This window comes from Burkholderia sp. MR1-5-21 (genome assembly GCF_053427715.1).
This window is the reverse complement of the sequence record NZ_JBSAXD010000005.1, coordinates 1-26,404: the sequence shown is the minus strand read 5'-3', so window position 1 is coordinate 26,404 and position 26,404 is coordinate 1. Positions and strand designations below refer to the sequence as shown.

Here is a 26,404-nt window from a genome sequence, read left to right as displayed (position 1 = left end):
ATTATCACAGCCCTGGGGATCGCTAATGAGCATGGGGTTGTAACTCCGGAACGAGCTGTTCGGCGACCAGCGCATTTGTTAGTGCTTGCGTATGCGCTTGTTCAATGATCCCGGCACCTCAGCTTCGGGTAGTGCTTCATTTCATTGCGCTGTCCGCGCTGACGCGCCGTGAAGCGCATACGGTCGAGCAGCTGAAGACGGCAGCGCAGCACTTGGTGGCAGCGACTCCGGCGCGCCGTCGGCCGCTGCGAGGCATCGAATCAATTGCGAGGAAGTGATCTGTCCATCCGACCAGGATGACGAAGGCCGTATCGGCGGCTACGCGCAATTGTTCGGCGACGGCAGCATTGAGCTGACCGGCTGCCTCGACGTACATTCAACCGATGGCGGCGGCTCAGCCATTCATCCGGCGCAGCACGAACTCCCGTTCGTGCAGGAGTGAACGGCTGCTCTCGCTTGCGGATTCAACCCGTCGATGCAACACACTTGAAGCTGCATAGCAGCAAGGAGTGTTGCAATGAAACAGAGACGGCGGATCTACTATACAAACAGTCAGAAAGCGTTAATGTGGGAGCGCTGGCGCAAGGGCGAGTCGCTGCAGCAGATCGCTCAGTTGTTTGACCGGAACCATTCCTCGGTACAACGGATTCTGGCCGAAACGGGCGGCATACAGCCGAAGCAACGGCGCCGTTCAAGATTGGCACTGACCTTTGCCGAGCGGGAGGAGATCTCGCGCTCAGTGGTTGCTGGTGATTCGATTCGCGCGATTGCGCTTCATCTCGGAGCCAATCGAGCATATGCTGCTGCTCGGCTAACCGACAGTTTGTGGCTTGCGCAGGCGCCGCATCCAAACTTGTACGACCTGGTATACACGCCGGTCACTACTTCGATTTTCTCCGGCCCGACGTCGTTCAGACGTGCGGCGACGATCAATACGCTTGGCGCTTACGCGCAGGACCAACTGAGGTCGGACCGCTGGACGCTGACACTCGGCAGCCACCCGGCAAGTACCTGACGCTGAACACGGAGATCTACCAGATCAACCGGACCAACGTGCCGACACCGACAAACCTCGACGATACGGACACGACGTCGATGCAGACGGGCGAGGTGCGTTCGCGCCGCATGAGGTGAGCACGACCGCCAAGGTCGCACCGAACATGTCGATCATCGCGTCGGATGTGATATGTGTATCAGGACGTGAAGAACATGAAGGCGAACGACGCGTCGCGGAACAACTGGTCGGTCGACAGCCCGCGCGAGATGGCATCGCTGTGGACCGACTGGACATGGCATACGGGGCCGCTCGCGGGTTCGGGCTCGGCGGCGGCATCCGCCACCAAAGTGCACCGGCCAACAAACCTGACAATTCGCTGACGGCGCAGAGTCATATGCTCTACGACGACGCGCTGCACTACGACACCCGCAACTGACGTCTCGCGCTGAACGCGACGAACCTGTTCGACCGTCACTACGTCAGCGGTTGCCAGTCTTACGCAGTCTGCGAATTCGGCAACGAGCGAACCGTGCCGGCGACCGCGAAATACGACTGGTGACGAAGTCCCGTAGATTTTCTGAATCGACGCATGGGGGGGAGATCTATCCGTGCCGCGGCAACCACGGAGCTTGCCGCGCACGATGCATGACATCTTACGGCAGCATTCGAGAATATATGCCGCTGGAGAAAAGTATTTTTCCTGCGCAGCAAACATTCACAACGAAAAAATCAATCATAATAAAAAAGCGGGATGCATTGACCGGATTAAAATTAAATATCTCAATACATCGGACGATATGCCGCCGGGTGTTTCGTCGTTCGGATTCGTTTAAATTCGCTGTCGCTGTGCCTAGTCGACATCGCACCACTCGCGGTGAAATTCATGCATTCCGCGCCAGTATGAATATCAATTTAACGTTTGCGGAACCGGCGTCGGACGAACGTGCATCCGATGGCACGGACGTGCTCCGGCAGCCTGTTTGCTGCTGCCCCCCCCCCCCCCTCATATCTAGCAGGCGTGAAGCTTTTAAAGGGCGTGATCGACTCTGATCGAATGAATTTCGATTTCAATCCAATAACACCCGCGAAGTGGTTCGTCGCGAGGGCGCAATGATTGAGCGCATGACAATATTTAAATATTCAATGTTTTGAAAATCATCGATCCCACCTCATAATTGCGCCCGGAATGCGAGAGAAGCTGATCTTCTATTAAAAGGCAGTGGCTAGCCATAACGCGTCCGGACCAGGCGCTTTTGAAGAAAGATTAAAATTCGATGAAATGTCACCATCTGAACAAGAGCGGCGCTTCGAGGGCAGCTTGGCAGGCGCGAGCAAGGCGATTGACGCAACAGGTGTTGGCCAACATCGCCAACAGAAAGCGTGGGCGTTTGCTGAGCCGAATCAGCGATCTGGAGGCGGAGAATTCCCGGCTCGCACAATTGGCGATCACTGACCACTTGACCGACGCGTTTAACCGCCGTCATTTCGACGACATCGCCAGGCGCGACTGGTCATGGTCGGCTACCCGGCGCTCGATGGCCTTCTGCCTGTTCGATGTCGACAACTTCAAGGCCTACAACGACTCGCGCGGGCACCTCGCCGGCGACGAAGCGCTGCGCCAGATTTCCCGCGTCGTGATGAGCCAGCTTCGGCACGGTCAGGATTTTTTGTTCAGGCTCGGCGGCGATGAATTTTGCGTACTGCTCTATCTCGACTCGGCGGCTTCGGCGTTCGATATCGTCGATCGCGTGCGACGCAGCGTCCGCGACCTGGCATTGCCCGATCCGCGGGGGTGTGACGGGGGCGTTCTGACGATCAGTTTCGGCGTCGTTTGGCGCGATGGCCAGCATGCGCCGATGGCAACACCTTGGCAGCTCTATCTCGATGCGGATCGAATGCTGTACGAAGCGAAGCACAGCGGTCGCGACCAGATCAAGCTGGCGATCCTCTAACCCGCCGTTCGATTTCTGAGGACGGACGCCATGGGCGTCGTGACGAAGGGTGGTCGTCTTGAAACATTGTTTAGGAAAACAAAAGAAACACGGATGATATCGCTATGCCAATGAAAGTCCTGACCGTCTTCGGCACTCGGCCCGAAGCCATCAAGATGGCACCGCTCGTCACGGCGCTCGACAATGAGCCGACGATCGAGAACGTCGTTTGCATCACCGGCCAGCATCGACACATGCTGGACCAGGTCATGACGCTTTTCGGGCTGGAAGCCCGTTACGACCTCGACGTGATGGTGCCGAACCAAACCCTGAATCGCCTTTGCTCGAGAACGATGTCCCGGATCGAGGCGGTGCTCGACACGGAGAGGCCGGACTACGTCCTGGTGCACGGCGATACGACAACCGCATGTGCGTGTGCCATTTCCGCGTTTCATCGGCGCATTCCGGTGGGACACGTCGAGGCCGGCCTGCGCACGGGCGATTTGTCGATGCCGTTTCCGGAGGAAATGAATCGGCGTGTCATCGATGCGATGGCCGGCTGGCTGTTCGCCCCGACTGCAATCTCGAAGACCAATCTGCAGCGCGAAAATCTTTCAGGCCGCATCGTCGTCACCGGCAACACCGTTATCGATGCGCTTGCCGCCGCCTGCGCGAAGCTTCGCGCGGGCTCGCCGCTCGAGCGGGAGATCGCGGCGCGCTACCGGTGGGTCGATGCGAAGCGTCGTCTCGTGCTCGTGACCGGACATCGGCGCGAGAACTTCGGCGCGGGCTTTCGCAACGTCTGCGCGGCGTTAGCCGATATCGCGCGCCGCAGCGACGTCCAGATCGTCTATCCGGTTCATCTGAATCCGGCCGTACGCGACATGGTGATGGCCGAACTGGCCGATGTCCCGAACGTTCATCTCGTCGATCCGCTCGACTACATCGATTTCGTCTGGTTCATGCAGCAGGCCTACGTTGTCGTCACGGATTCCGGCGGCGTGCAGGAGGAGGCGCCGTACCTGGGCAAGCCGGTCCTGGTCATGCGTGACGTCACCGAGCGTCCGGAGGCCGTCGCGGCGGGCACGGTCGCACTCGTCGGTACCGACCGGGAGCGCATCGTCGAGAGCGTGCGGCGCCTGCTCGACGACACCGGTTATCACGCGTCGTTCGCGCGTCGCGTCAATCCATATGGCGACGGGCGCGCGGCCGCGCGGATTGTCGACGCACTGTGCGGACGGCCCGTCGACGAGTTCGCCGTAACAGAAGCGTCGTCGCATCAGTTCGCCTGATGGGCCCGGACCACGAATTCACTCACGGACATTTCCATGCGGTTATCTATCTGCAAGCTCAAGTCGCACATTGCGACAGGCCTGAACCTTGGCGTCATGGTCTGCACTTCCATGCTGGTGCCGAACATCGGCTATGCAAGCCCGCTCGGCGACGGCATCCGTCTACTCGGCGCTGACGCGAACGTGACTCGCAGCGTCACGCTCGCCGATCTCGGCTTGACGGCGCCCGTCGTACTCGCCGGCGACACGAATCACGACTTCTATCTGCCGGTTCCAAAAGGCGTACCGCTCGCGGACGCATCGATCGCGTTCGACGGCCACTATGTCAAGGGCGAGCCAGGCACAGCCGCGATGGTGGTTTCCGTCGACGGGCAGCCGATGGTCTCGCAGGCGGTTCCGGACGGGGACGGTCCCGTGCAGCGGTCGATCGCCGTGTCGGCGCGCCCGCGCGAGACGGGCTTCGTGCGTCTCGGCGTCAACTGGCAATCACGCGTCGGAACGCGCCGCTGCGACGACGATCGCTCGATCGCGAATTCCGTCACGATTTCTCCGCAAACGCGCTTGAGCTACCGGATCGATCCGCGGTCGATCGGCAATCTCGATGATGCATGGAACGCACTGCCCGGCACGCCGACGCTGCTTGTTGCGGGCAATAAGCTGGAAAAGGATGCGTTCGACAGCGCGTGGCGCATTGGCGTGACGCTCGAACGAAGCGGCAAGCACGTCGCGGTGCGTGCGTTGCCGACGGTTGGCGACGTCGTGGATACGCGGGGGCTCGCCGTTCCCGCCGCACTGGCAGGCATGCCGGCATTTTCCGCGTTGCGCGACAACGTGGCCGCGCACAAGATCGCCGGTCCGGCGGAACTGGGCGCGCTCCTGATGCTTGGCGCGCCGAGCGCAAGCGCGGACGTGGTCATCGGGGACGGTGCGATGCGCGCGCGCCTCGCCGCCGCGTTCGACGCTTTGCAGGATCAGTTCGCCGGCGACGCCGACGCGCGTGACGCATTCAAAGCGTGGCGATCGCAATACATGCCGCTTGACGGCGACGCGCTCGGCAGCAAGCAGATCCGACTTCTGGAAATGGGGCGTCGCGCTGTCATCGCCGTGGCGGCCGATGCAGGCACTCAGGCAGCCGCATTGTTCGACACGTCGATGCGCCGGCTGCTCACGGGCAGCGCGGTCACGGCTCCCGTTGCGTTCATGCCGACCGTCGGCGACGAGCAGGCCGTGCGCCTGTCGAGCCTCGGGGGAGCGTCCGACAGTTTCGACGTGATGGCGCGCGGCGATTGGACGGTCGCGTTTCCGCTCAGTGCCGTGTCTTCCAACGGGCGCATGCCGAGCGAGCTGACGCTCTATCTCTCCGCGGCGCCGGGGCCTGCTGCTTCGCGTCCGGTTGCGACGGTGTACTGGAACGGCATTCTCCTCGCCGCGAAGCAACTGGCCGCAAACGGACACCCCGAGCAGCTCAAGGCGCGCATTCCGGGTTATGCGCTTGGCGTCGGCAATACGTTGCGCGTGTCGGTCCAGCGGCAGCCATATTCGGCCGATTGCAACGAGATTCCGCAGGCCTATCCGGTCAACGTCCTGCCCGCCGCGAGCTACATCGTGCCAGGCGACGCCGAGCCGGACGGCACCTTCGTCGGCTTGCTGCCGCTGATGGCCGGCAATCCGCAACTGATCGTTCCGGCGCGTTACCTCGCAGCCGCGCCAGAAAGTATCACGCGTATCGTCGGCATCGCTTCGGCGAGCGGCCTGTCGCCGTCTCGCTCCGAATTGACGATCACCACAGGCAACGAGGAGGTCAAGCCGTCCAGGCCGTTCCTGGCGATGGAAGTGGCAGTCGACGGGGCGAAGCCATCCGTCGTCGTGACGGACCGCCAGCACCTGCAAATCGGCAACAAGGAAGTGCGGTGGCTCGACGTCACCGGATTGCAGCGGCTGTCGACGGTCGAGGTCGTCCATGGCGACGGCCAGGACGGCATGCTCTGGCATGCGCTCGGTGAGCCGCCGGCAGACTGGGGAACCTCGTTCCTGCTCAATCGCGGCAATCTCGCGCTGATCGGCCCGTCGGGCCCCGTGATGTGGTTTGACAGCAGTCACCCCGATAGCCGGTTGCCGCCGGATGCGGACGGCGAGGGGAGCTTCCACGCATGGCAGCGCTACGTTACGTGGGGCGTGCCGTTGGCTGCCGTCGCGACGCTTGCATTCGTTGCGATCGGCATCCGTGCGTGGCGCGCGCGTCGCAAACACCCAGGCAATTGACTGCGGACACGACTGCGATGATTTCACCACTCTATTTGCCGTTTCTGCTGGCGGATTATTTCCGCGTGCTCGAAATTCTGGGCGGCGTGGTCGGTATCGTGATCTGCCTGTCCAGCATCGACGATTTGTTCGTCGACGCCTGGTATTGGGTTCGCGAGATCTATCGTTCGCTGACAGTGCGGCGGCGCTACGAGCCATTGCGCGCGTCGCAGTTGCGGGCGGTGGAAGAGCAGCCGCTGGCGATCATGGTGCCGGCGTGGCTCGAATACGACGTCATCGCACCGATGCTCGAAAGCATGGTGGGCACGCTCGAGTACAAGAACTACATGATCTTCGTCGGCACCTATCGGAACGACGACCGCACCAAGGCCGAAGTGGAACGCATGCGCCGGCGGTATCGGCAACTCGTGCGGGTGGAAGTGCCGCACGACGGGCCGACATGCAAGGCGGATTGCCTGAACTGGATCGTGCAGGCGATTTTCCGGCAGAACACGATGCAGCCGGTGCCGTTTGCGGGCGTCATTCTGCACGACAGCGAGGACGTTCTTCATCCGCTCGAGCTCAAGTACTACAACTACCTGTTGCCGCGCATCGACTTCATCCAGTTGCCGGTCACGTCGCTCGAGCGTGAGTGGCACGAGTTCGTCGCCGGTACCTACATGGACGAATTCGCGGAATGGCATACCAAGGATCTCGTCGTGCGCGAGAGCCTGTCGAGGATGGTGCCGTCGGCCGGAGTCGGCACGTGCTTTTCTCGGCGGGCGCTCGAGCAGCTGGCGGCCGAGACGAATAACCAGCCATTCAATACCGACACCCTGACCGAGGACTACGACATCGGCACACGCCTTGCGCGCCGCGGCATGAAGCAGATCTTCGGCAAGTTCCCGGTCGAGTACGTGACGAAGCGAAAGCCGTTGTTCGGCTTCGGCAAGGAGAAGATTTCGACGATCTCGATGCCGCTGGGCATTCGCGAGTACTTCCCCGACACGTTCAGGACGGCCTACCGTCAAAAGGCGAGATGGACGCTCGGCATCGGCCTGCAGGGCTGGGCACAAGTCGGTTGGACGGGTTCGCTGGCTACGCGGTATCTGCTGTTCCGCGATCGCAAGGGACTGGTGACGTCGTTCGTCGCGATCATGGCTTATGTGCTGTTGCTGAATTTCATGCTGCTTCTGTTCGCGGACCGCATGGGCTGGTGGACGATTCATTACCCGCCCGCCTTTTCCCCGACCGGCTGGCTGGCGACGCTGATGGGCTTCAACGCGATCGCGTTGTCACTGCGTGTCCTGCAGCGCAGCTGGTTCGTCTACCGGATCTACGGCTGGGAACACGCACTGTTGGCCGTGCCTCGCATGGTGATCGGCAACTTCATCAACGCGATGGCGGCGGCGCGTGCGTGGCGCCTGTACATCGTTCATTTGATCACCGGCGAGCGCCTGGTGTGGGACAAGACGATGCACGACTTTCCTTCCGTCGACCAGCTCACGCAGCAACGGCAGCGCCTGGGTGAACTGCTGCTGTCCTGGCAGGCAATCGACGACACGAAGCTCGCGTACGCGCTCGAGATGCAGGCGCGCGAGCGGCGTCCGCTTGGCGAGATTCTGATGCAGCTGGGGTGGCTCGACGAAGCGACGCTGCACGAAGCCATTTCGTTTCAACAAGAAGCGGCGGGCGGCACGACGCCGGCGCCGGCCGCGAGCTGATTTGTTCATGAAACTTCCGATTCATTCCTTCATGCTGACCGCCGTGCTGGCGTGCAGTCCGCTCCTGGCGCCTGCTCAAGCGCTTCAGGCGGACGGAACCGCCGAAGCGCCGCTGACGGGCGCGGCATGGCGCTACGCGAATCGAGCGTATGCGGATTACCAGGCCGGACGCTATGCGCGCTCGGCAGAACAGGCCGCGGCTGCGATCAGGATGCGTCCCGACGTTCTGCGTTTGCGTTTGCTGTTGATTTATTCGCTGCAGAAGGCGGGCAGGCTGAATGAAGCAAGGCGCGCAGCCGATGCGGCACTGGACGCGAAGCTGGACGCCGACGCATTGGGCGCGGCGAAGGCGAACCTGAATGCGCCCGATGTCGATGCGAGAGATACGGCGAGCGCCGCATATCGTCGCGGTTTTCCGATCGCAACGCGCGCGTACGCCGAGTACAACGGCAAGGACTACGCCGCCAGCGCGCGCGACGCCGAAAGCGCGCTCCGGGCTGATCCGTCGCGAGGTGCGTGGGCGTTGCTTTGGCTCGATGCGCTCGACGCACAGGGCAAGTATCGCGAAGAAGTCGAGGCCGCGGATGCGGCCCTCGCACTCGGAGCCCCCAATCGTGATGATCTTGACGCCCGCCGGCAGACTGTCCGGCGGCGCATGGCGATTGTCCCGGCGCAAAAGGGCTATCAGGCGCTCATCGCGAACAACCCCGCGGCAGCGGTGCCGTTTGCCCGCGAAGCTGTCGCGCTCGCTCCCGATGTCGATAGCCATCGGCTGCTGCTCGTGACGTCGCTGATGCTCGACGGCCAGCTCACAGCGGCAGAGGAGGCCGCGGGCGACGCGTTGCAGCAGGACGACGGGAATACCGTCGCGCGGGTGATGCGCGGATATCTTCGGCAGCGTCAGCGCGAGATGGCGCCGGCGTACGAAGACTTCGACGCCGCGCTGAAGCAAGACTGGCTCGATGACGCCCAGCGCCGGAACATCCGCCTGATCGCCATCGATGCCGCGTTGGCCGTGGGCGACCGGGCGCGCGCGCTGGCCCTGTTGCAGCCGCTCGACGCCAAAGACAAGGCCGTGGTCCGTCGCGTGCGCGAAGCGAACGCGGATCGTCACGCGCCGGAATTGCTCACGCTCGCCAACTATCCCGCGCCGATTCAGGATTGCCGCGATACGCCCTACGGTACGTCATGCGAACTGTTGCCTGCCGACGCAGTGGGGGCGGGCGGCCCCGGTGCGCGCGCATACGCCGCCTTTGCGCGTCAGGATTACCAGGAGGCGATCGCGCAGGCCCGCAGGGCGGTCGAGCAGGACCCGAAAAATCCCGCGATGCAGCGGTTGTTGACCACCGCATTGTCGGCGGGCGGCACGGCACAACAAGCCGAAGCGGCCGGGCGGCTGGATGCCGAACTCCGCACGCATCCGGGCGACCCCGATCTGTTGATGCAGCGCGGCTATCTGGATCAGCGCCGCGGGCAGTCCGACAAGGCCGTGGCGGATTTCAAGGCGGCACGGGCGACAGGCAACGCGCCGCCCGCGGCCATCCTCGACGAGGGGTATGCGCTGGCGGGCGCGGGCGACAAGCGCGCCGCCGTGAGTACGTTCAGGGAGGCCATCGACCTGAATGATGCGGGCACGCTGCCGATGACGGCGCAGCAACGCTTCGACACGCGCAGCACGGTTGCGGGGCTCGCTCGCGAGTGGGGCGCAACCGTCTCGACGGCTTACCGCGGTTCGCGGCCGGCCGGCGCCAGCCTCGGCGGCGCGCCGATCACCGTGCCGGGCGACGCCGTGTTCGGCACGGCGGAAGTGTTCTGGCGGCCGTCGAACTTCCTCAATACGACGACGCGGGTGTTCGAAGTCTATGGCCGCCTGTCCGACACGCTCGCCAACGGCAACGGCACGACGCCGGGGCAGAGCGTGACCGATCCGTGCACGGGCGCGCCGGTGAACCTCAACGAGAGCGTCAACAACGGGCTCGCGGGCATTCCGACGGCGACCGGCGCGCTGGGTCTGCGCTTCACGCCCTCCACCGAACTGGGGCTCACGTTCGGCATCGAGCGTCAGTTCATGCTCGGTTCCGCGACGCGCTCGGGCACGTTGACGCCCGAATCGCCCGAACTGCGGTGCCGGTTGAGCGGGCGCAATCCCGCCAACCCGACAGGCCCGGCACTGACGGGGCCGATGACCGCGCATTTCAGCTCGAAAGCCGGCAACGGCGGCTGGCTGACCTATGTGACCTACGGATACTACAAGGGCACGATGCTGCGCCTGGATCAGCCGAGCTGGTTCACGATGGAAGCCTATATGCAGGGCGGCTATTCGTGGCAGGACATGCCGGCGGCATTCTGGCTGACCGACCAGGCGACGGGCGAAACCCGGGCGCGCGCGTCGGGACGCTTCAAGCGCGATCAGCTGTTCGGCGCCTACGAAGTGCGGGCCGGCCGCAGTTACCGCATCGACGCGATCAGCGACCGGCTGGTGCTCTTTCCGTACGTCGTGGTAGGCGGCGACATCATCGACGAGAACGATCGGGTGGACGTGCCGGGCGTCGGCAACGGCGCGATTGCGCTGCAGGGCAACGGCAAATCGTGGTCCATGGGCGCTGGTGTCGGCGTCAATGTCCGTTACTGGTTCCGGGAAGACCATTACGACGCGCCGCGTTCCTACCTCGACTGGTCGACCCAGTATCGCTTCAACGTCGGCGGCGGCCAGGCGGATCGCGCGAAGGGCCTCTTCATGACCGTGACGCTGTCGTATTGATCGACCTGCCGGCCGTGCCCGATCGCCGACACGCGCGGTCGGCCAGCCGGATTCAACGAAGGAGTAGCTGCATGATTCAGGAATTGACCGCGCGATATCGCGCCGTCGCGGCGGGTACGCTGCGTCGTCTCGCATACGGTGCCGCGGCATGTGCCGTCGCGCTCGGCGCGGCGGGTGCGCATGCGCAACGCACAACGTCGATCATCATCAAGGGCAAGGACGGGTGGCTGTTTCCCGGTTGGGGCAGCCTCACGCAGGTCGACACGCGCGGCATCGACAGCACGACTCGATTGATCGGTCAGGTACGCGACCTGCTCGCCGCACGTGGTGTCAAGCTCGAAGTCGTACTGCTGCCCGACAAGACGCTGTTCTATCAGGACAAGCTGCCCGACGGCCGCGTGCTGAGTCCGGAGGTGAAGGGACGCTATGCGTTGATTCTCGGCAAACTGAAGCAAGCGGGCATCTCGACGTTCGACGACGAGGTCGTATTGCGCAGGCTGAAGGATGCCGGGCAGGACGTCTTCTACCGTACCGACCAGCACTGGACCCAGGTGGCGGCCGATGCGACTGCCGACGCCACCGCGCAGATGATCGCGCGCGACGCACCGAAGCTCGATGGTCAGCCCGGTACCGGCATGGCGCTTGGCGCGTCGTTCAACGAACGGCGCTATGGCGACCTCGCCGAACTGTTTCTGACGGCCGACGAAAAGAAGCAGGTCGGCCGGGAAGTCTATTCGGTGCGCCGACAGACCGACGGGCAGAGCCTCGTCGACGACGCACCGGCGCCGGTGCACGTGACCGGGCACAGCATGGTCCAGCCGTACTTCGGGTTCCCGCAGAAGCTCTCGAATCTCGTCGATCGACCGGTGTCGGTGAACTGGAAACCGGGCAACGTCGGGCCGTGGACCGTCCTGCTCGAATACGTCGAATCACCGGCGTTCAGGCAGCAGCATCCGCAAGTCCTGGTGTGGCAGATGTTCGAGCCGACCTTCGCTCAAGGTCCCGACGCGGCCGGCCTGTGGGACAACGCGTCGATCATGTCCACGAACGCGTGGCTCGATCGCGTGAACGCCGCGCTGAGTCGCTGACATGGCATCGCAAATGGATCACGCGACGTCGCGCGGACATCGGATCGGCGCATGGGCGTGGAGCGCGTTGCTGATCGCCGGCATCGCCTCCGGAGGCTGGCAGCTTCGCCACGCGAGCCTGACGGCTGCGGACATGCGTTTCGCCGCATGGCTCGACGGCTCGGCCGGGGCGGCGCTCGGCAAGTCGCTGCGGTTGCCGGCGCAGCCTGCGATCGACATGGCCGGTGCGGCGCTCCGCTATCGCCTGCTCGGCGATCTCGGGGAGCAGGTGGCGCCCGGCTGCCCGCAATGGATGTTCTATCGGGACGGCCTGCGCCCGCAGCCCGGCGTGGGCCCCGGCGTGCTCGACGACCGCTTGCGGCTGATGCGCTACTGGACACGGCAGTTGCGTGCGCAACATATCCAGGTCCTGGTCGTCGCCGTGCCGGATAAATCCCGCATCGAAGCGGCGCACCTGTGCGGGCAACCGGTGTCGCAGCGCATGCAGGCGCGCCTCGATGTCTGGCAGGACGCGCTGCGGCGAGAGGGCGTGTCGTTCGTCGATCTCCGTCCGGCGCTGTCGGCGCTCGCCCAGCCCGCTTTCTTCCGCACGGACGTGCACATGAACGCCGGCGGTGCGAAGGCGGCGGCCGAGGCCGTTGCGCATGCGGCGTTGCCGCTGCTGGGCGGCGTCAAGGGCACGCAATCCTTCACGGTGGCCGCGCCCGGCCGGGCGCAAGCGCGCATCGGCGATCTGCTGGTGCTGTCGGGCCTCGCGCATGCGCCGCAAGGCTGGCGACCGGACGTGGACTATGCGGCGCCGCAGGCCATCGAGCCGGTGCGCAGCGGCGGCCTGCTCGACGATGCGCCGCCCGCCGAGGTGCTGCTCGCCGGCAGTTCGAACGGCCGGCGCAGCCACTTCGCGGAATGGCTCGGAATCGGGCTGGGCCGCGAGGTCTGGAACCTGAGCATGGACGGCGGTCAGTTTTCCGGTGCGCTTCTCACCGCGCTTCACGCACGCCCCGCGTGGCCGACGACACTCAAGCTCGTGATCTGGGAGTTCTCGGAAAACGCGTTGTCGCTACCGCTCACCGACGACGAGAAGGCCGTGCTCAAGGCCATGCCCGACGGCGCCAATTCGATCTGAAACGCACTCCGACATGCTGTTCAATTCCTATCTCTTTCTGTTGCTGTTCCTGCCGGTCGCGCTGGCAGGGCATTACGCGGCCGGCGCGATCAGCGTGCGGCTCGCAGCCGGCTGGCTGTGCCTGGTGTCGTTCCTGTTTTACGGCTGGTGGAACCCCCAGTTCGTTGCGTTGCTCGCCGCGTCGATCGCGTTCAACTATGCGATGAGCGTGATCGTCGTGCGCAACGCGGCGCGCCCGCGGCTGCAGAGCCTGCTCGTCGGCGCCGACGTCGCCGCGAATCTCGCGGTGCTGTCGCATTACAAATACTTCGCGACGCTCTTCAATTTCCTGGGCGAGCTGGGCATCACGCACGGCACGATGAACACGCCGATCCTGCCGCTCGGCATTTCGTTCTTCACGTTCACGCAGATCGGCTATCTGCTCGACTGTCGATCCGGCATCGTCAGGGAGCGCAGCCTGCTGAGCTACGTGCTGTTCGTGACGTTCTTTCCGCATCTCGTCGCAGGCCCGATCCTGCACCACAAGGAGATGATGCCGCAGTTCGCGCAGCGGGAGAATTACCGTTTCCGCGCGGAAAACCTGTCGGTCGGCGGCGTGCTGTTCGCGATCGGCCTCGCAAAGAAAGTGCTGCTCGCGGACGCCATCGCCCCCTATGCCGACGCCGGTTTCGCGGCGCCCGGCGATCTGCAGCTATGGGCGGCCTGGGGAACCAGCGTCGCGTACGCGCTGCAACTGTATTTCGACTTCTCCGGTTATTCCGACATGGCGATTGGCCTTGCGAAGATGTTCGGCGTCCGCTTTCCCCTCAACTTCAATTCGCCGTACAAGGCGAGCAGCATCATCGAATTCTGGGCGCGCTGGCACATCACGCTCACGCGCTACCTGACGTCCTATCTGTATTACCCGGTCGCGATGGCGATTTCCCGGGCCCGGGAACGCCGCGGCTTGCCGGCGGGTTCGAGCGCCGCACGGTCGCCCGGCGGATTCGCGGCCACCATCGTCGTGCCGACCGTATTCACGATGGGCATTGCCGGCGTGTGGCACGGCGCCGGTTTCCAGTATCTGGTGTTCGGTTTGCTGCACGCGGCCTATCTGTCGATCAACCATGGCTGGCGCATCTTTGTCGTCGGCCGCAAGCCGGTAGCAGCGCGCGGCCGCAGCGTGATCGTGCACGCGCTGTGCGTCGCGATGACGTTCGTCGCGGTGCTGGTCGCGCAGGCCTTTTTCCGGGCGAATGGCGTGAGCGACGCATGGCTGCTCGTCAAGGGCATGCTCGGCTTGCGCGGGGTCGAGCCCGTGCAATCGATCGTCCATGCGGCGGGAATGAGCATCGGCGATGCGTGGCGTTTGCTCGTCGGTCATCACCTCCAGCTGGTACAGGTGACGACGTTGCTCGGCATCGCATGGTTCGCCCCGAATGCCCACCAGATTCTCGGCACGCATTCACCGGCATTGTTCAAGGTGCAACAGGCATCGAGCGCGTTCATGCGCTGGCGCCCGAACTTGCCGTGGCTCGCCGCGACCCTGCTGCTGCTGTTCCTGTGCATTGCGAGCCTGCACAAGGAAGCGCGCTTTCTTTATTTCCAGTTCTGATCCTCATCATCTTCGGAGAATCCCCATGTCCGTGACCGATATCGAAACCCTGGTCGCCCAACTGATCGAAAACCTCGTTCTGACGTCCGTCGATCCCGACACGTTGCTGATCGATTCCGGGCTCGTCGACTCCCTGTCGGCCGTCGACGTCGCGCTCGCCGTCGAGCGCGAATTCGGCGTGAAAATCCCGCCGTCCGAAATCGACGTGCATCTGGAATCCGTGCACACGCTCGCGCAATACATCGCGTCGCAGCGCCTGCGATAGACGTGACCGTTCCGTTGTATGGAGAACACCATGCATTTCGATTTTGAACGTTTTGATTTCGTTGCGATCGACGCGGCGCCCGATGCGCCTGCCGTGATCGATGCCGAACGGACGCTGAGCTGGTCGGCGCTGCGCGATGCCGTCCGGCGCTGGACACTCGACGCCGCGGCGGCGGGCGTCAGGCACGACGTCCCGCTCGTCATTACCGGCCACAAGGAGGCCGAGTTCGTCGTGGCGATGCTGGGGTGCTTGCGCATGGGTGTTCCGTTCGTGCCGGTCGACGTCATCAACCCGCCGGAGCGCATCGCGCGCATTGCCGAACTGGTGTGCGCCGGAGCGCGTTATGACACGCAGGCGTGCGCATTCGTCGCCACCGGCTTCGACGCGGCGCCGCTCGCCGAGAAAGGTCTGGCCTACCTGATGTTTACGTCCGGCAGCACCGGCGATCCCAAAGGCGTGCAGATCGGACGCGAAAGCGTCGGATTGTTCGGCGCGTGGATTCGCGATTGCCTGGCGCTCGGCGAGACGCCGGTGTTCATGGACCAGATGCTGTTCAGTTTCGATTTCTCGCTGTTCAACTGGGTCGGCGCGCTGATCACGGGCGGGGCGTGCGCGCTGTGCGCACGCGAGGTAATCGAGGACGGGGCGGCCTTCGCCGCGCATCTTGCCGGCGCGCGCGTCAGCGTCTGGGCCTCGACACCGTCGTTCCTGCGCCAGAAACTGCTTGACCCGGTGTTCGACGCGCGGCACTTGCCCGACCTCCATACCTTCGTGTTCGGCGCCGAATCATTGACGCCTGCCGTAGCCGAAGCGCTCTGGAGCCGGTTTCCGCATGCGCGTATCGTCAACTCGTACGGCCCGACCGAGGCGACCTGTTCGACGACCTGGGTGGAAATCGACCCTGTGCTTCGCGACGCGGCGCCGCTGCCGTTTCCGATCGGGCGAGCAAAGCCGTATGCGGACGTGTTCATCGACGACGGCGAAATATGCGTCGCCGGCGATCACGTGATGCGCGGCTATCTGAATCGGCCGGACCTGAACGAGACCCGCATGTTCAGCCGCAACGGCAAGCGTGGCTATCGCACCGGGGATTTCGGCGAGCTGGGGGCGGACGGACTCGTCACGTTTCGCGGCCGGCGAGACGACCAGATCAAACTGAACGGCTACCGGATCGAACTGGCGGAGGTGGACGCCGCACTCGCGACGTTGCCGGGCATTCGGGCCGGCGCGGCGGTGGCGCTCAGGCGGCCGGACGATCAGGTGGTGCGCATGGTCGGCTTCGTCGATCCCGGCGAGCCGGGGCCTGACGGCCTGCTGCCGCCGCCGCCGTCGCTCGCGGACTGGCGGGCGCAGCTCGGGCGACGCTTGGCGCCTTACATGATCCCGTCGGAATTGATCGTCTGTCACGGCTTTCCGCTGACCCAGACCGACAAGGCCGATCGTCGTGAACTCGCGCGCCTGTATGCATCGGCGCGCATTCGTACCACAAAGGAATCAAGCTAATGAACCGGGCATCCGCGCTCTTCTTCAATCTGGCCGCAAGCAGCGCATTCGCGATGGCCGCCGCCGGCCCAGCACATGCCGAAGGTGCATTCGCGCAACTCTATGCCGCGCGTCCGCCGGCCGGCTCGTCGTTCGTCCGTGTCGTCAATCCCGGTTCGGTGCCACTGCGCGTGAAGATCGCCGACGGACCCGAGCAGACGCTGGCGGGCAGCCGGATCGCCAGCACCTATGCAATCGTCAAAGGCAACGCGTCGTTCGTCGTCTCGCTCGACGGCAAGACGGCCACGCTGCAGGTGGCGCCGGACAATTTCAGCACGCTGGTGCCGAAGCGCGAAGGCGCTCACGCGTCGCTCATCGTGATCGACGACTCCGGGGGCACGCAGGATGCGCTCAAGGCCGACCTGCGCTTCTACAACCTGACGGGAAACTGTACGGGCGCACAGCTCGAGGTTTCTCCTGCCGGTTCCGTGCTGTTTCTGAATATTCCGCCGAGCGGGGTGGCCGGACGCGCGATCAACCCGGTGAGCGCGAAGCTGGCGGCGGCATGCGGCGCGTCGCGAACGGCGCCGTACACGTTGCCGGCACTTCAGCCGGGCGATCACTACAGTCTGTTCCTGACCGGCTCGGCGATGAAACCGGTGCTGCGGGGCCAAGCGAGCGAGACCGATCCATACCGGCAATAAATAATCAAACCGTCAGCAGATCGACGGCGAGGTCGCCGCCATCGGCAAGAGGAACACATGCGTACAGTATTCCGGGACGATCACTCGATGTTTCGTGATCAGGTAGAACGCTTCATCGACAAGGAGATCCTGCCGTATTACGCGCGCTGGGAGCGAGATGGTATTACGCCGCGGTCGCTGTGGCGCAAGGCGGGTGATAGCGGTTTGCTCAATTGTGCATTGCCGGCGCCGTACGGACGGGATGGCGACTTCGGTCACGCCGCCGTCGTCATCGAAGCGCTGGCGCGAGCGAATTGCCTCGGCATCGGCTTTTCGATTCACTCCGATATGGTTGCGCCTTACTTGTGGCATTTCGGCACCGACGTGCAGAAGGATCGCTGGCTTCCGCGCATGGCAGACGGCGAGCTGATCGGCGCGGTCGCGATGACCGAGCCCGGGGCGGGCAGCGACCTGAAGGCGATTCGCACGCGGGCGCGGCGCGACGGCTGTCACTATGTGCTGAGCGGGCAGAAGACGTTCATCACGAACGGCGTCAACGCCGGCGTGATCGTGGTACTTGCCAGCACGGAGCCCGAGCTCGGCGCGCGCGGCCTGTCGCTGTTCGTCGTCGAGGAGGGCTTGGCGGGGTTCTCCAAGGGGCCGCCGCTCGCGAAGATCGGGCAGCATTGTCAGGATACCTGCGAGCTGTTTTTCGACGACGTGCGTGTGCCGGCCGATCATCGGCTGGGTGAGGAAAACGCGGCGTTCGAATACGTCACGCGCGAATTAGCGCAGGAGCGCCTCGCGATCGCGTTGCGCGCCGCTGCTTCGCTCGAGGGCATGATTCGGGTGACGACCGACTATGCGGGGCAGCGCAAGACCTTCGGGCGCCGCGTGCTCGATTATCAGAACACGCGCTTCAAGCTTGCCGACGCGGTCGCGAAAAGCACGATGCTGCGCGTGTTTCTCGACGATTGCCTGGCGCGCCACCTGGCAGGTGAACTCGATGCGGTGACGGCGGCGATGGCCAAGCTGAATGCGACGGAGTTGCAGGGGGCGATTCTCGACGACCTGCTGCAACTCCATGGCGGCTACGGCTATACCGCCGAATTCGATATCGGCCGCGCGTGGGTCGATGCCCGTGCGTTGCGCATCTTCGGCGGGACGAGCGAGATACTGCGCGAGATCATCGGCAAAAGCCTGTGATCGCGCGCATCAGGCGGGCAGCGTGCCGCCGAGCGCGGCCTGCCAGCGCTGCCTGAGCGCCCGGGCTTCCGGCGTATCGCCGAGCACCCAGGGATCGACCGCGAACGCGACGATCCGTTGCGCGCCGTAGCCGCGCGCGATGTCCCACTGTGCCTCGATGCGCCGGAACGAAGCGGAGCGTGCGTTGAAATCCGTGCCGTCCGCTTGCTTGGGTGGCAACTGTTCGAACAATTCCAGTATCAGATCGAACTTTGCGTGGCGCTCGACGAGCATGTCGTGGAGCGCCTGCAGATTCCGATAGTTCTCGATGCCGGCCACGCCGACGCCATCCTGGATCATCGGGCGCAGTTTCACGCGGTCCAGCAGCACGCGCCACATTGTGCTCAGCGTGCTTGTTGAAGGCAGTGCGCTGAAGTAGGTCGAAATGGCGGGTTCGTGGCCGCTCGATGCAATGGCGGCCTCCGAGAATGCGTTCAGCCAGCCCGCCAGGCGATCCATGCGTGCCGGCGTGCCCCAGCTGTGCTGCTCGAGTTCGTACGGAATGTACCAGCCTCGAAAGGCCTCATGCGATGTCCAGCGCGCACGTTGCATGTACTCGCATCCGCGGTTGCCCGTGTCGCGCAGAAAGACGGCGAGGGCCGTCTCGTCGGTGGCGCCGATCGCATTCCACCATCGCTCATCGTACGGCAATCCGAAGTGGACACCGATGCCGCGGCTGCCGCATTCGTCGAGGATCAATTGAAGCAGGGAATCCGGCGCGCGCCAGGTTTTTTCCGGGGCGCCGTCGATGCCAACCCATTGCAGGAAAATTTCCCGGCATCCGAACGCATGAGTGGCTGCCAGTTGCCGTTGCCACTTCTCGCGAGTCCACTCCAGATGGCTGCGCCAGAGTTGCACGAAGCTGCCGCCGAGCATCGGCGACGGCGTGCAACCGACAAGCGGCAGGCAGATCGCATACAGGGACGCCTTGAGGAGGCGCCGTCGCAATGGTGATGCAGGCAGATTCATCGGGAACGATCATCCTCGGCAGCGACGTGCATGCCGGTCGGCGCCAACGGCGCGCGCCCGGCTGCATGCGAAGCGGTTTGAGTAGGCAGCGCGGGCTCCTCGCGGCTTTTCAGTGACTCGATGAGCACCTCGATTCCTTGAAAGTCCAGCGCATCGAGGTGCTTTTGCACTTCCTGGAGAAAGCCCGCATGACCGGAGTCGGCCGCGTGTCGTTCGATCCATTCTTCCACGTCGGTCAGACGGCCGTTCCTCACGAATCGAGCCAGCTCATCGAGGGCCCCGACGGTCGGGTAGCGTGAAATGTTCGGGACAGCGGCGCGTGTTGCATCTGCCTCCGGCGAGGCCAGCCGAGCGAGCTCCGACGGCGGCACGAGTGTGCGTCCGACTGCACGTGCAACGATCTGGAAGGAAAACGACGTGCCGACGCCCGGTTTGCTGGATACGACCAGTTCACCACCCATGGCTTTGACGATGCGCTGTGCGATGAACAGGCCGAGTCCGGTTCCGCCGTCGACGGCATGGACCTGCTGATACGCCTGGAAGATGTCGGCATTTCCGTCGACGTCGATGCCGATTCCGGTGTCGACAACCTCGAGGCCGATGCGGTATCCGGCCGCTTCCTGGCGCGCATCGACAGTTAGCGTGACGACGCCGTTACGCGTGAACTTCGACGCGTTGGACAGGAGGTTGAGCAACACTTGCTGAAGACGGGTTCCGTCGATCACCAGCGTTTGCGGCAGGGACGTGAGCGGCCGATAGACGAAACGGTTGTCCTGCTGCGCGCACAGCGCAATCGCATAGCTGCCAATATCGTCCAAAAGGCCGGGCAGGCCCGTGGCGTTTGGCGTGACGCTGAGCGGTTGCAGTTCCGCCTTCGTGAACTCCAGCAGTTCGTCGATCAGAGTCAGTTGATAACGGATGCTCCGATCGATGGATTGGATCAGCCTGGCCTGGTTCTGCGTTGCACTTTCCAGCAGGAGCTTCGAATACCCGTTGATCGTGGACAGTGGTGCGCGCAGATCGTGGCTCACGTACCCGAGGGTTTCGATTTTCTGCTGCATGTTGGTTTGCGCCTGATGGAGTGCATCGTTGAGCGCGACCGTCCGTTTCGCGACCTCATCTCGCAGGCGATCCTGTTCCGTCATCTGCCAGTGCTCCAGCCGCTGTCTCGCTTCGGTGCGTTGCCGGCCCACATGGTTGATCCAGGCGGCCAGAACCACGAGATGCGTGGCGAGGCCGATGATTGCGATCACGGGGTTGGGATAGATATCGGACTTCAGCCATGACAGCGCGGGAGGGAGCGCATCGAGTCCATCGATCGTCCGTATCAGGAAATTGAACAACCCAAAGCTGACCGTCACCAGCATCAGGCGGCCGGTAGGAGTGCCGCGTCTGGCAAGCAGCAGCACGATGCAGACATTCACGACGCCGAACACGGCGTTCAGACGTACGCAAAATTGTACGAAGAAATGGAGGTCACCGAACGCAGCGCCCACCATGCCGACGCATTCAAGGACGAGTATCACCAGGTACGCAATGCGCACCGGCATTCGGATCTTTTCGCCGCGGGCGATCTTCAGAACGAACACAATGAAGCATGCGAGGGCAAGAAATGCGAACAGGGTTTCGCTGCGGGCAGACCATTCGGGCGAAAGAGGCCAAAGATACGCATGCGTGTAGCCGCGAATGCCTGCTTCAAACAAGGCCGTGCTGACGGACAGCGCCGCCAGCAGATAGAAGGCGCCGCTGCGGGAGAAGAAACCGATCAGCAACGCGCACCACGCGAGCGCCAGCAGCCCGCCGAGGAGCCCGCAGTCCCACATGGCGGCGCGTATCTCATTTGCATGCCACACCGGCCGAGTGACGGCAGTGGGTTCCAGGCGCATCGCTTTGCGCGAGGTGACGCGCACCAGCACGGGAAGCACTTCCCGCGGCGGGAGGGTCACATTGAGCAACGGATACCGAGACCGTGTCGCAATTGCATCCACGCTGGTCGGCGGAAATACGGCTTCAAGTATCCATTGGCCGTTCCGGAAAGTATAGAAATCGGCTCGATCGACGCGTGGGTCGTGGAGCGCCAGCACGAGCGGACGCTCCGCGCTGTCGTGATTGACCACGGTAAGATGAATCCACCACGCGGACCGCGAAAATCCCGGATTGAGCCGTTCCTCGGTCGCCGGCAAGAAGCCGCTTTGCGCATTCGCGAGGCGCGCGAGCACCTGGTCGGCAGACATCGCGGCCGTCGCATCTTCGAATACCGATACGCGTTCCAGCAGCGCGGGATGTTCGGCCGCCGCGGCCTGGGCGGTCGAATGGGCGATGCACGCGAGCAGCAGGCAGAGCAGGAAGATTCGCCCACCAAGGGCACATGCCACGCAGAATCTACGCATCGGGCTGTTGAACTTCGGCAGAATCGTGGACGTTGACCTGGCCGCGCTGCCGTCGCCAATCGGATGGCGTCATGTTGAAGCGCTCGCGGAACGCGGTGGCGAAATTGCCCGCAGTAGAAAAACCGATCTCTTCCGCGATGTCCCCGATGCCCATCGACGTATCGACAAGAAAGCGCTGAGCCGTTCTCAGCCGCGTGTCGCGCAGATATTCGAACACCGTCTGCCCGAGCGTGTCGCGGAACACGCGGGACAGGCGCTTTTCGTGGGTGCCGACCTGTTTGGCGAGTTCCTCGAGTGCGGGAGGATTGCGCAGGTCACGCAGCAGAATCCCGCTGGCTGCGCGTACGAGGGAGGCATCCGGACTGTCGGGAAGCGCGGGCAAGTGTTCGTCGGCGCCTCTGCGCAGCACCTTCTTCAAATGATTCCGAATCCGTGCGATCACTTCTGCCGGTTCGAATGGCTTGACGATGTAGTCCATCGCGCCGATCTCGAGCCCTTCGATGCGATTGTCGAGATCGCCGGCTGCGCTCAGGAAGATGATCGGGATGGCTTGCGTCGAGGGCGTTGCGGTCAACAGGCGGCACGCGGCAAAGCCATCCATACGGGGCATCCGCACGTCCATCAGAATCAGGTCGGGGGCGACTGCCTGGGCACGGTGATACGCCTGCAAGCCATCGAACGCGATGCTGATCCGGCAGCGCGCGGTACGCAATATCTCGATCAGAAGCTGAAGCTCGTTCGGGCGGTCATCCACGACAAGAATATGCGCGCCGGAGATATCCGGCGCGGCATGCAGCGACGTCGAACTGGACAAGCGAGATGACATGACTACGAACGAGTTGGGAGGTAAATATTACGGAGGGGACATCGCGATCCGCAGACGCGCCATCTTTGCAAAAAATTATAAACGGATAGAAATAATGGAGGGGAATATTGCGCGGCCGCCGTGGTGTCACGGTGCTGCAACATACTGGCTGTCCGCTACAGAGTCATGTCAGCGAACGAGTGCCGACGCGCAGCGACACCGCGCTCGCCGGACGATTCGAAGCGGTCCGCCGGCGGCCGCTTTGCACCTGATTGATACATGGGTTGCGCGAGCACTGCCTCTCCGTCGGAGCCGGCCACCGTCAACCGCTTGTCGATCTATCGATTCGTTACCTGAAGGGCTGGTTCGTCCGAATAGTGGGAAGCTGCCATCTTGCGAACCACGCACCCGAGGGGCGCAGGCTGTTCGAGAGCGCAGCCCGCTGCATATATCCTCCGCGCGGATATCCGCATGCTTGCGTTCATCGACGCGAAACTGCGAAATCCGTCAGGTGAGTGGAAATCGTGCATTATTTCCAGTCGAATTAGAGGATATTTTTTGAAGAATTACGGGATCGCGCATGGGATTATTTCAGCATTGGAAGGGATAGTGGTTCGTGTGAAATGTTCAGATTTTCCCCTCGGGAAAACACTTTTTCCGCCCGAAAAAATGTATGGCTGGCTGGATGACTACACACTGTTCGGTACATCCTCGCAATCGGCGCCGAGGCAACAGTGACGGCTTTGTGACAGTGTGTCGAGGGGGCGAGCGTACATCGAGTCGATCGTGTTATCGGATGCCGACCATCCACATTGTGAGTTTGATTGCGGGAATGAATGGAAAGTGTAATAAATTAATGATTTTTGTGGTTTTGAAAATAGCTAAATAAATAAGCATTCAGGTGGAGCGGCGGCGGACGAATTTCGGTTAATAAATGCGTCACATTAGCGAATTGGCGTGGCGCTGCTGATTGCTCGATGAGGACGAAAATTCGTTAGCCGCGACATAGAAAAAAATGCGTTGCCCTTGGCAGGCGGACTTGCCGCCTCGCGGGTCGGGGCAATCATGTGCAGGCTCTACCGAAATTAACAGGGCACAGAATGATGAGCATTGTGGGCGCGGTGACGCAGGGGAGTGGCTCGTCGGAGCCAATGTCAGCCATCGACGAATATTTGGCCGCGGCATTCCATTCGGCCGCGGGCACCGTACGGGGCCACGCGCCTCCCTGATCGATAAGTCGTCGGCTGCCTGGCGCTCCAGGCAGGCGGGTGCATTCGCCATTCCGACGACAATCCTCTTTCCACTCAGCGTCTTCCCGCGAGGCGGGACGATAGCTTGCGTTCGTGCGTCTTTTTCGTGTTCGAGGGATGGCAATGCTGTCGCACCGGTGATCTTCGCGGTCCCTGGTTCGATTGTCCGCGTTTGCCGCTCGAGACGGCACTGTATGCGGGGCGACCGGATGGGCGAGACGACCGGTCGCATGCTCATGGACGCAGCCTCATCAGAAAGAAAGATTCTTCGGAACTGTACTTAGTCATCCGAATGTTTTGTTGGCACGAGGAACGAGGTGAGCGATGGACAAGATTGCGGGACGCCTTCGCTCTTTGATGCGTTGGTTATTGCGTCATCCAGCACGTAGATAACGAGTGGAGCATAGATGAACAAGTCATTCAAAACGATCTGGAACGAAGCATTGGGGGCTTGGGTTGCGGCGTCCGAGCTTGATCGGGCGCGCGGGAAGCGTGTTGCGTCGTCGAGAAGCGACGCGACGGATGGCGCGGAAGCGGGCGAGTCGAGCAGCGAGAACGGCCACCGGAATATCTCGCCACGAGGCTTGATCGCGCTGCTGCTGATGGGGGCGGGCGGATTGGCCGCGCAGGCGCAGGCTCAGGTGAACTGCTCGACGGCACCCTACAACTTCTATAACGGCAGCGTCACGTGTGTGGGTTTTCAGTCGACAGCCAATGGATCCGGGGCTCTGGCGATAGGCTACCAGGCCAATGCAAACGGACAATACACGGTCGCACTCGGCCAGGGCGCCTCGGCCACGGGCACGGGAGGCGCGATGGCGCTAGGCCAGGGCTCGGTTTCAAGCAACGTCAATTCAGTGGCGCTAGGAGTCGATGCCAGTGCTACTGCAGCCGGTTCTAGCGCGTTGGGCACCTTCGCCGTTGCCGCGGGGGGGAACTCCACCGCGCTCGGTGTCAGTTCCACCGCGTTGGCGGCGTTTTCATTGGCGGCTGGCTGGTCGAGCAGCGCCAGCGCGCAAAACGCCGTCGCTTTCGGCTATCAGTCCATCGCGAGCGGTCTCAATTCCATTTACCTGGGCGCGCGCAGTGCCGCAGGCACCGGATCGACCGGGCAAGCGTCCATTGCCATCGGCACCGACGTGACCTCTACCGCAGACTATGCCACGGCCGTCGGCTATCAAACGGTAGCGAGCGGGGCCGAGGCCGTCGCGATGGGTTATGGGTCCAGCGGCGCTGCGCAGCACGCTACCGCTCTCGGTTTTCAGGCCATCGCCAGCGGTCTCAACGCCGTGTATCTGGGGGCGCGTACCGTCGCGGGCACGGGCGCAACGGGGGCGGGGGCGGTTGGCGTTGGCACGGATGTCACTTCATCCGGCCCATCTTCGCTGGCTGCGGGGACGGTTGCCGTTGCCTCGGCGCAGAACGCCGTTGCGTTGGGGGCGGGATCGGCCGCCACTGGCGTGAACGCGCTCGGCATGATGAATGGCTCCAGCGCCAGCGGCGCAAACTCGATAGCGTTGGGTGGGGCTGATTCCGTCGCGGAAGGCGGTTCATCTGCGCCGGCTGCAGCGACAGGCGCCGCGGCGTCGGGCATTCGCGCCATTGCGATTGGCACCGGCGCCAGCTCGGCTGGCGCCTCGTCCATTGCGATCGGCGACTCGGCTCAGACGGGAGCCAATACCAATGCCATCGCCATGGGCACGAATGCAACGGCGTCAGGAAGTAGCGCCATCGCGTTGGGCAACCAGACGGTTGCAAGCAATGGCGATGCGACAGCTGTCGGCTTTAAGTCGCAAGCCCTCGCGACGTCGACACTGGCCATCGGCGACACCGACACGGTGGCGGCGACTGCCGGCACCGGTTCGATAGCGGGTGGCCACAACTCCAAAGTGCTTGGTGGCACCGGCGCGGTAGCCCTCGGTGAAGGGCAAACGGTGAGCGGGAATGGCGCCGTGGCAATCGGCGATCCGAGCAGCGCGATCGGCACCGGCGCCGTGACGGCGGGCTCGAACAACACCGCAAACGGCAACGGTGCAGTGGCCATCGGCAATTCGAACAATGCCCAGGGACAAGGCTCGGTCGCGCTCGGCAACACGTCGACGGCAGCCGCCGCCGGCGCGGTTGCGTTCGGTTCTTCCGCCGTCGCCAACAATGCGGGTGACGTCGCGCTGGGTTCCGGCTCGGTGACTGCCGCGCCGAATCCCACGGCGAGCGCGACGATCGGTGGCACCACGTACAGTTTTCAGGGAACGAATCCCACCAGTGTCGTGAGCGTCGGCGCTGCGGGCAGCGAGCGGCAGATCACCAACGTAGCGGCGGGGCGAATCAGCTCGTCGAGCACGGATGCGATCAACGGTTCGCAATTGAACGCGACGAATCTCGCGATCAACACGTTGTCGACGTCCACGTCGACCGGTCTCTCATCGGCAAACAGTTCGATCGCTTCGCTGTCCACGTCGGCGTCGACCGGCATCGGTTCGCTGTCGACCGGCCTTTCGTCGACCAACAGCTCGGTTGCATCGCTGTCGACCTCGACCTCGACGGGACTTTCGACCGCGAAT

Annotated in this window: 18 protein-coding genes and 2 pseudogenes; 17 read left to right on the top strand and 3 right to left on the bottom strand. The window is 63.4% G+C overall.

Going from position 1 to position 26,404, the window contains the following annotated elements:
* Nucleotides 1-274: 274 nt before the first annotated feature.
* From ACV229_RS08685 to ACV229_RS08615, 15 genes and pseudogenes are all read left to right on the top strand, one after another.
* Nucleotides 275-442: a hypothetical protein gene (locus tag ACV229_RS08685; RefSeq protein ID WP_448082717.1), complete on the top strand. Its 168-nt coding sequence runs from the start codon at nucleotides 275-277 to the stop codon at nucleotides 440-442.
* Between the two features lie 75 nt (nucleotides 443-517).
* Nucleotides 518-784, top strand: a pseudogene (locus ACV229_RS08680) (helix-turn-helix domain-containing protein); the annotation flags it as partial.
* Nucleotides 771-1,556 (top strand): annotated as a pseudogene (locus tag ACV229_RS08675) (hypothetical protein); the annotation flags it as partial. The pseudogenes ACV229_RS08680 and ACV229_RS08675, both read left to right, overlap by 14 nt.
* A 781-nt stretch (nucleotides 1,557-2,337) precedes the next feature.
* Nucleotides 2,338-2,949 carry a GGDEF domain-containing protein gene (locus ACV229_RS08670; RefSeq protein WP_448082716.1) on the top strand — a complete coding sequence of 204 codons (612 nt, stop codon included), beginning with the start codon at nucleotides 2,338-2,340 and terminating at the stop codon, nucleotides 2,947-2,949.
* 110 nt (nucleotides 2,950-3,059) lie between these two features.
* Complete coding sequence (gene wecB / locus ACV229_RS08665; protein ID WP_448082996.1) at nucleotides 3,060-4,220, top strand: non-hydrolyzing UDP-N-acetylglucosamine 2-epimerase; 1,161 nt, start codon at nucleotides 3,060-3,062, stop codon at nucleotides 4,218-4,220.
* Nucleotides 4,221-4,316: 96 nt separating this feature from the next.
* Nucleotides 4,317-6,482, top strand: a complete 2,166-nt coding sequence (locus tag ACV229_RS08660; RefSeq protein ID WP_448082715.1) for a hypothetical protein — start codon at nucleotides 4,317-4,319, stop codon at nucleotides 6,480-6,482.
* A gap of 17 nt (nucleotides 6,483-6,499) precedes the next feature.
* A complete protein-coding gene (locus ACV229_RS08655; RefSeq protein ID WP_448082714.1) occupies nucleotides 6,500-8,185 on the top strand; it encodes a glycosyl transferase family protein in 1,686 nt (561 codons plus the stop codon).
* Nucleotides 8,186-8,216: 31 nt separating this feature from the next.
* Complete coding sequence (locus ACV229_RS08650; RefSeq protein WP_448082713.1) at nucleotides 8,217-10,946, top strand: NfrA family protein; 2,730 nt, start codon at nucleotides 8,217-8,219, stop codon at nucleotides 10,944-10,946.
* Nucleotides 10,947-11,017: 71 nt separating this feature from the next.
* A complete protein-coding gene (locus tag ACV229_RS08645; RefSeq protein WP_448082712.1) occupies nucleotides 11,018-12,034 on the top strand; it encodes an alginate O-acetyltransferase AlgX-related protein in 1,017 nt (338 codons plus the stop codon).
* Between the two features lies 1 nt (nucleotide 12,035).
* Nucleotides 12,036-13,160 carry an alginate O-acetyltransferase AlgX-related protein gene (locus ACV229_RS08640; RefSeq protein ID WP_448082711.1) on the top strand — a complete coding sequence of 375 codons (1,125 nt, stop codon included), beginning with the start codon at nucleotides 12,036-12,038 and terminating at the stop codon, nucleotides 13,158-13,160.
* 13 nt (nucleotides 13,161-13,173) lie between these two features.
* Entirely contained in the window at nucleotides 13,174-14,754 is a 1,581-nt protein-coding gene (locus ACV229_RS08635) for an MBOAT family O-acyltransferase (protein WP_448082710.1), read from the top strand.
* A gap of 25 nt (nucleotides 14,755-14,779) precedes the next feature.
* The gene (locus ACV229_RS08630; RefSeq protein ID WP_448082709.1) at nucleotides 14,780-15,019 is read left to right on the top strand and encodes an acyl carrier protein; all 240 of its coding nucleotides are present in this window, start codon (nucleotides 14,780-14,782) and stop codon (nucleotides 15,017-15,019) included.
* Between the two features lie 30 nt (nucleotides 15,020-15,049).
* Nucleotides 15,050-16,522, top strand: coding sequence for an AMP-binding protein (locus tag ACV229_RS08625; protein ID WP_448082708.1), 1,473 nt, complete (start codon nucleotides 15,050-15,052; stop codon nucleotides 16,520-16,522).
* Entirely contained in the window at nucleotides 16,522-17,205 is a 684-nt protein-coding gene (locus ACV229_RS08620; protein ID WP_448082707.1) for an alginate O-acetyltransferase AlgF, read from the top strand. Before ACV229_RS08625 ends, ACV229_RS08620 begins: the two co-directional genes overlap by 1 nt.
* 57 nt (nucleotides 17,206-17,262) lie before the next feature.
* The gene (locus ACV229_RS08615) at nucleotides 17,263-18,390 is read left to right on the top strand and encodes an acyl-CoA dehydrogenase family protein (RefSeq protein WP_448082706.1); all 1,128 of its coding nucleotides are present in this window, start codon (nucleotides 17,263-17,265) and stop codon (nucleotides 18,388-18,390) included.
* A gap of 9 nt (nucleotides 18,391-18,399) precedes the next feature.
* Here ACV229_RS08615 and ACV229_RS08610 read toward each other — a convergent pair whose 3' ends face one another.
* From ACV229_RS08610 to ACV229_RS08600, 3 genes are read right to left on the bottom strand one after another with little or no spacing between them, the layout of a single operon-like run.
* Nucleotides 18,400-19,398 carry a DUF4434 domain-containing protein gene (locus ACV229_RS08610; protein ID WP_448082705.1) on the bottom strand — a complete coding sequence of 333 codons (999 nt, stop codon included), beginning with the start codon at nucleotides 19,396-19,398 and terminating at the stop codon, nucleotides 18,400-18,402.
* Nucleotides 19,395-21,788 (bottom strand): sensor histidine kinase, encoded by a 2,394-nt coding sequence (locus ACV229_RS08605; protein ID WP_448082704.1) that lies wholly within the window; start codon nucleotides 21,786-21,788, stop codon nucleotides 19,395-19,397. The genes ACV229_RS08610 and ACV229_RS08605 overlap by 4 nt, the downstream gene beginning before the upstream one ends.
* Nucleotides 21,781-22,614, bottom strand: a complete 834-nt coding sequence (locus ACV229_RS08600; RefSeq protein WP_448082703.1) for a response regulator transcription factor — start codon at nucleotides 22,612-22,614, stop codon at nucleotides 21,781-21,783. Before ACV229_RS08600 ends, ACV229_RS08605 begins: the two co-directional genes overlap by 8 nt.
* A 450-nt stretch (nucleotides 22,615-23,064) precedes the next feature.
* Here ACV229_RS08600 and ACV229_RS08595 point away from each other — a divergent pair, with 450 nt between their 5' ends.
* Together ACV229_RS08595 and ACV229_RS08590 are read left to right on the top strand one after the other, a co-directional pair.
* Nucleotides 23,065-23,331 carry a hypothetical protein gene (locus ACV229_RS08595; RefSeq protein WP_448082702.1) on the top strand — a complete coding sequence of 89 codons (267 nt, stop codon included), beginning with the start codon at nucleotides 23,065-23,067 and terminating at the stop codon, nucleotides 23,329-23,331.
* 919 nt (nucleotides 23,332-24,250) lie between these two features.
* Nucleotides 24,251-26,404 (top strand): ESPR-type extended signal peptide-containing protein (locus tag ACV229_RS08590; protein ID WP_448082701.1); only part of this gene is annotated, 2,154 nt, incomplete at its 3' end.

Excerpts from the sequence above, each read along its gene's own strand:
- wecB (WP_448082996.1), top strand. The coding sequence starts at position 3,060 with ATGAAAGTCCTGACCGTCTTCGGCACTCGGCCCGAAGCCATCAAGATG.
- ACV229_RS08660 (WP_448082715.1), top strand. The coding sequence starts at position 4,317 with ATGGTCTGCACTTCCATGCTGGTGCCGAACATCGGCTATGCAAGCCCG.
- ACV229_RS08655 (WP_448082714.1), top strand. The coding sequence starts at position 6,500 with ATGATTTCACCACTCTATTTGCCGTTTCTGCTGGCGGATTATTTCCGC.
- ACV229_RS08650 (WP_448082713.1), top strand. The coding sequence starts at position 8,217 with ATGCTGACCGCCGTGCTGGCGTGCAGTCCGCTCCTGGCGCCTGCTCAA.
- ACV229_RS08645 (WP_448082712.1), top strand. The coding sequence starts at position 11,018 with ATGATTCAGGAATTGACCGCGCGATATCGCGCCGTCGCGGCGGGTACG.
- ACV229_RS08640 (WP_448082711.1), top strand. The coding sequence starts at position 12,036 with ATGGCATCGCAAATGGATCACGCGACGTCGCGCGGACATCGGATCGGC.
- ACV229_RS08635 (WP_448082710.1), top strand. The coding sequence starts at position 13,174 with ATGCTGTTCAATTCCTATCTCTTTCTGTTGCTGTTCCTGCCGGTCGCG.
- ACV229_RS08630 (WP_448082709.1), top strand. The coding sequence starts at position 14,780 with ATGTCCGTGACCGATATCGAAACCCTGGTCGCCCAACTGATCGAAAAC.
- ACV229_RS08625 (WP_448082708.1), top strand. The coding sequence starts at position 15,050 with ATGCATTTCGATTTTGAACGTTTTGATTTCGTTGCGATCGACGCGGCG.
- ACV229_RS08620 (WP_448082707.1), top strand. The coding sequence starts at position 16,522 with ATGAACCGGGCATCCGCGCTCTTCTTCAATCTGGCCGCAAGCAGCGCA.
- ACV229_RS08615 (WP_448082706.1), top strand. The coding sequence starts at position 17,263 with ATGCGTACAGTATTCCGGGACGATCACTCGATGTTTCGTGATCAGGTA.
- ACV229_RS08610 (WP_448082705.1), bottom strand. The coding sequence starts at position 19,398 with ATGAATCTGCCTGCATCACCATTGCGACGGCGCCTCCTCAAGGCGTCC.
- ACV229_RS08605 (WP_448082704.1), bottom strand. The coding sequence starts at position 21,788 with ATGCGTAGATTCTGCGTGGCATGTGCCCTTGGTGGGCGAATCTTCCTG.
- ACV229_RS08600 (WP_448082703.1), bottom strand. The coding sequence starts at position 22,614 with ATGTCATCTCGCTTGTCCAGTTCGACGTCGCTGCATGCCGCGCCGGAT.
- ACV229_RS08595 (WP_448082702.1), top strand. The coding sequence starts at position 23,065 with ATGCTTGCGTTCATCGACGCGAAACTGCGAAATCCGTCAGGTGAGTGG.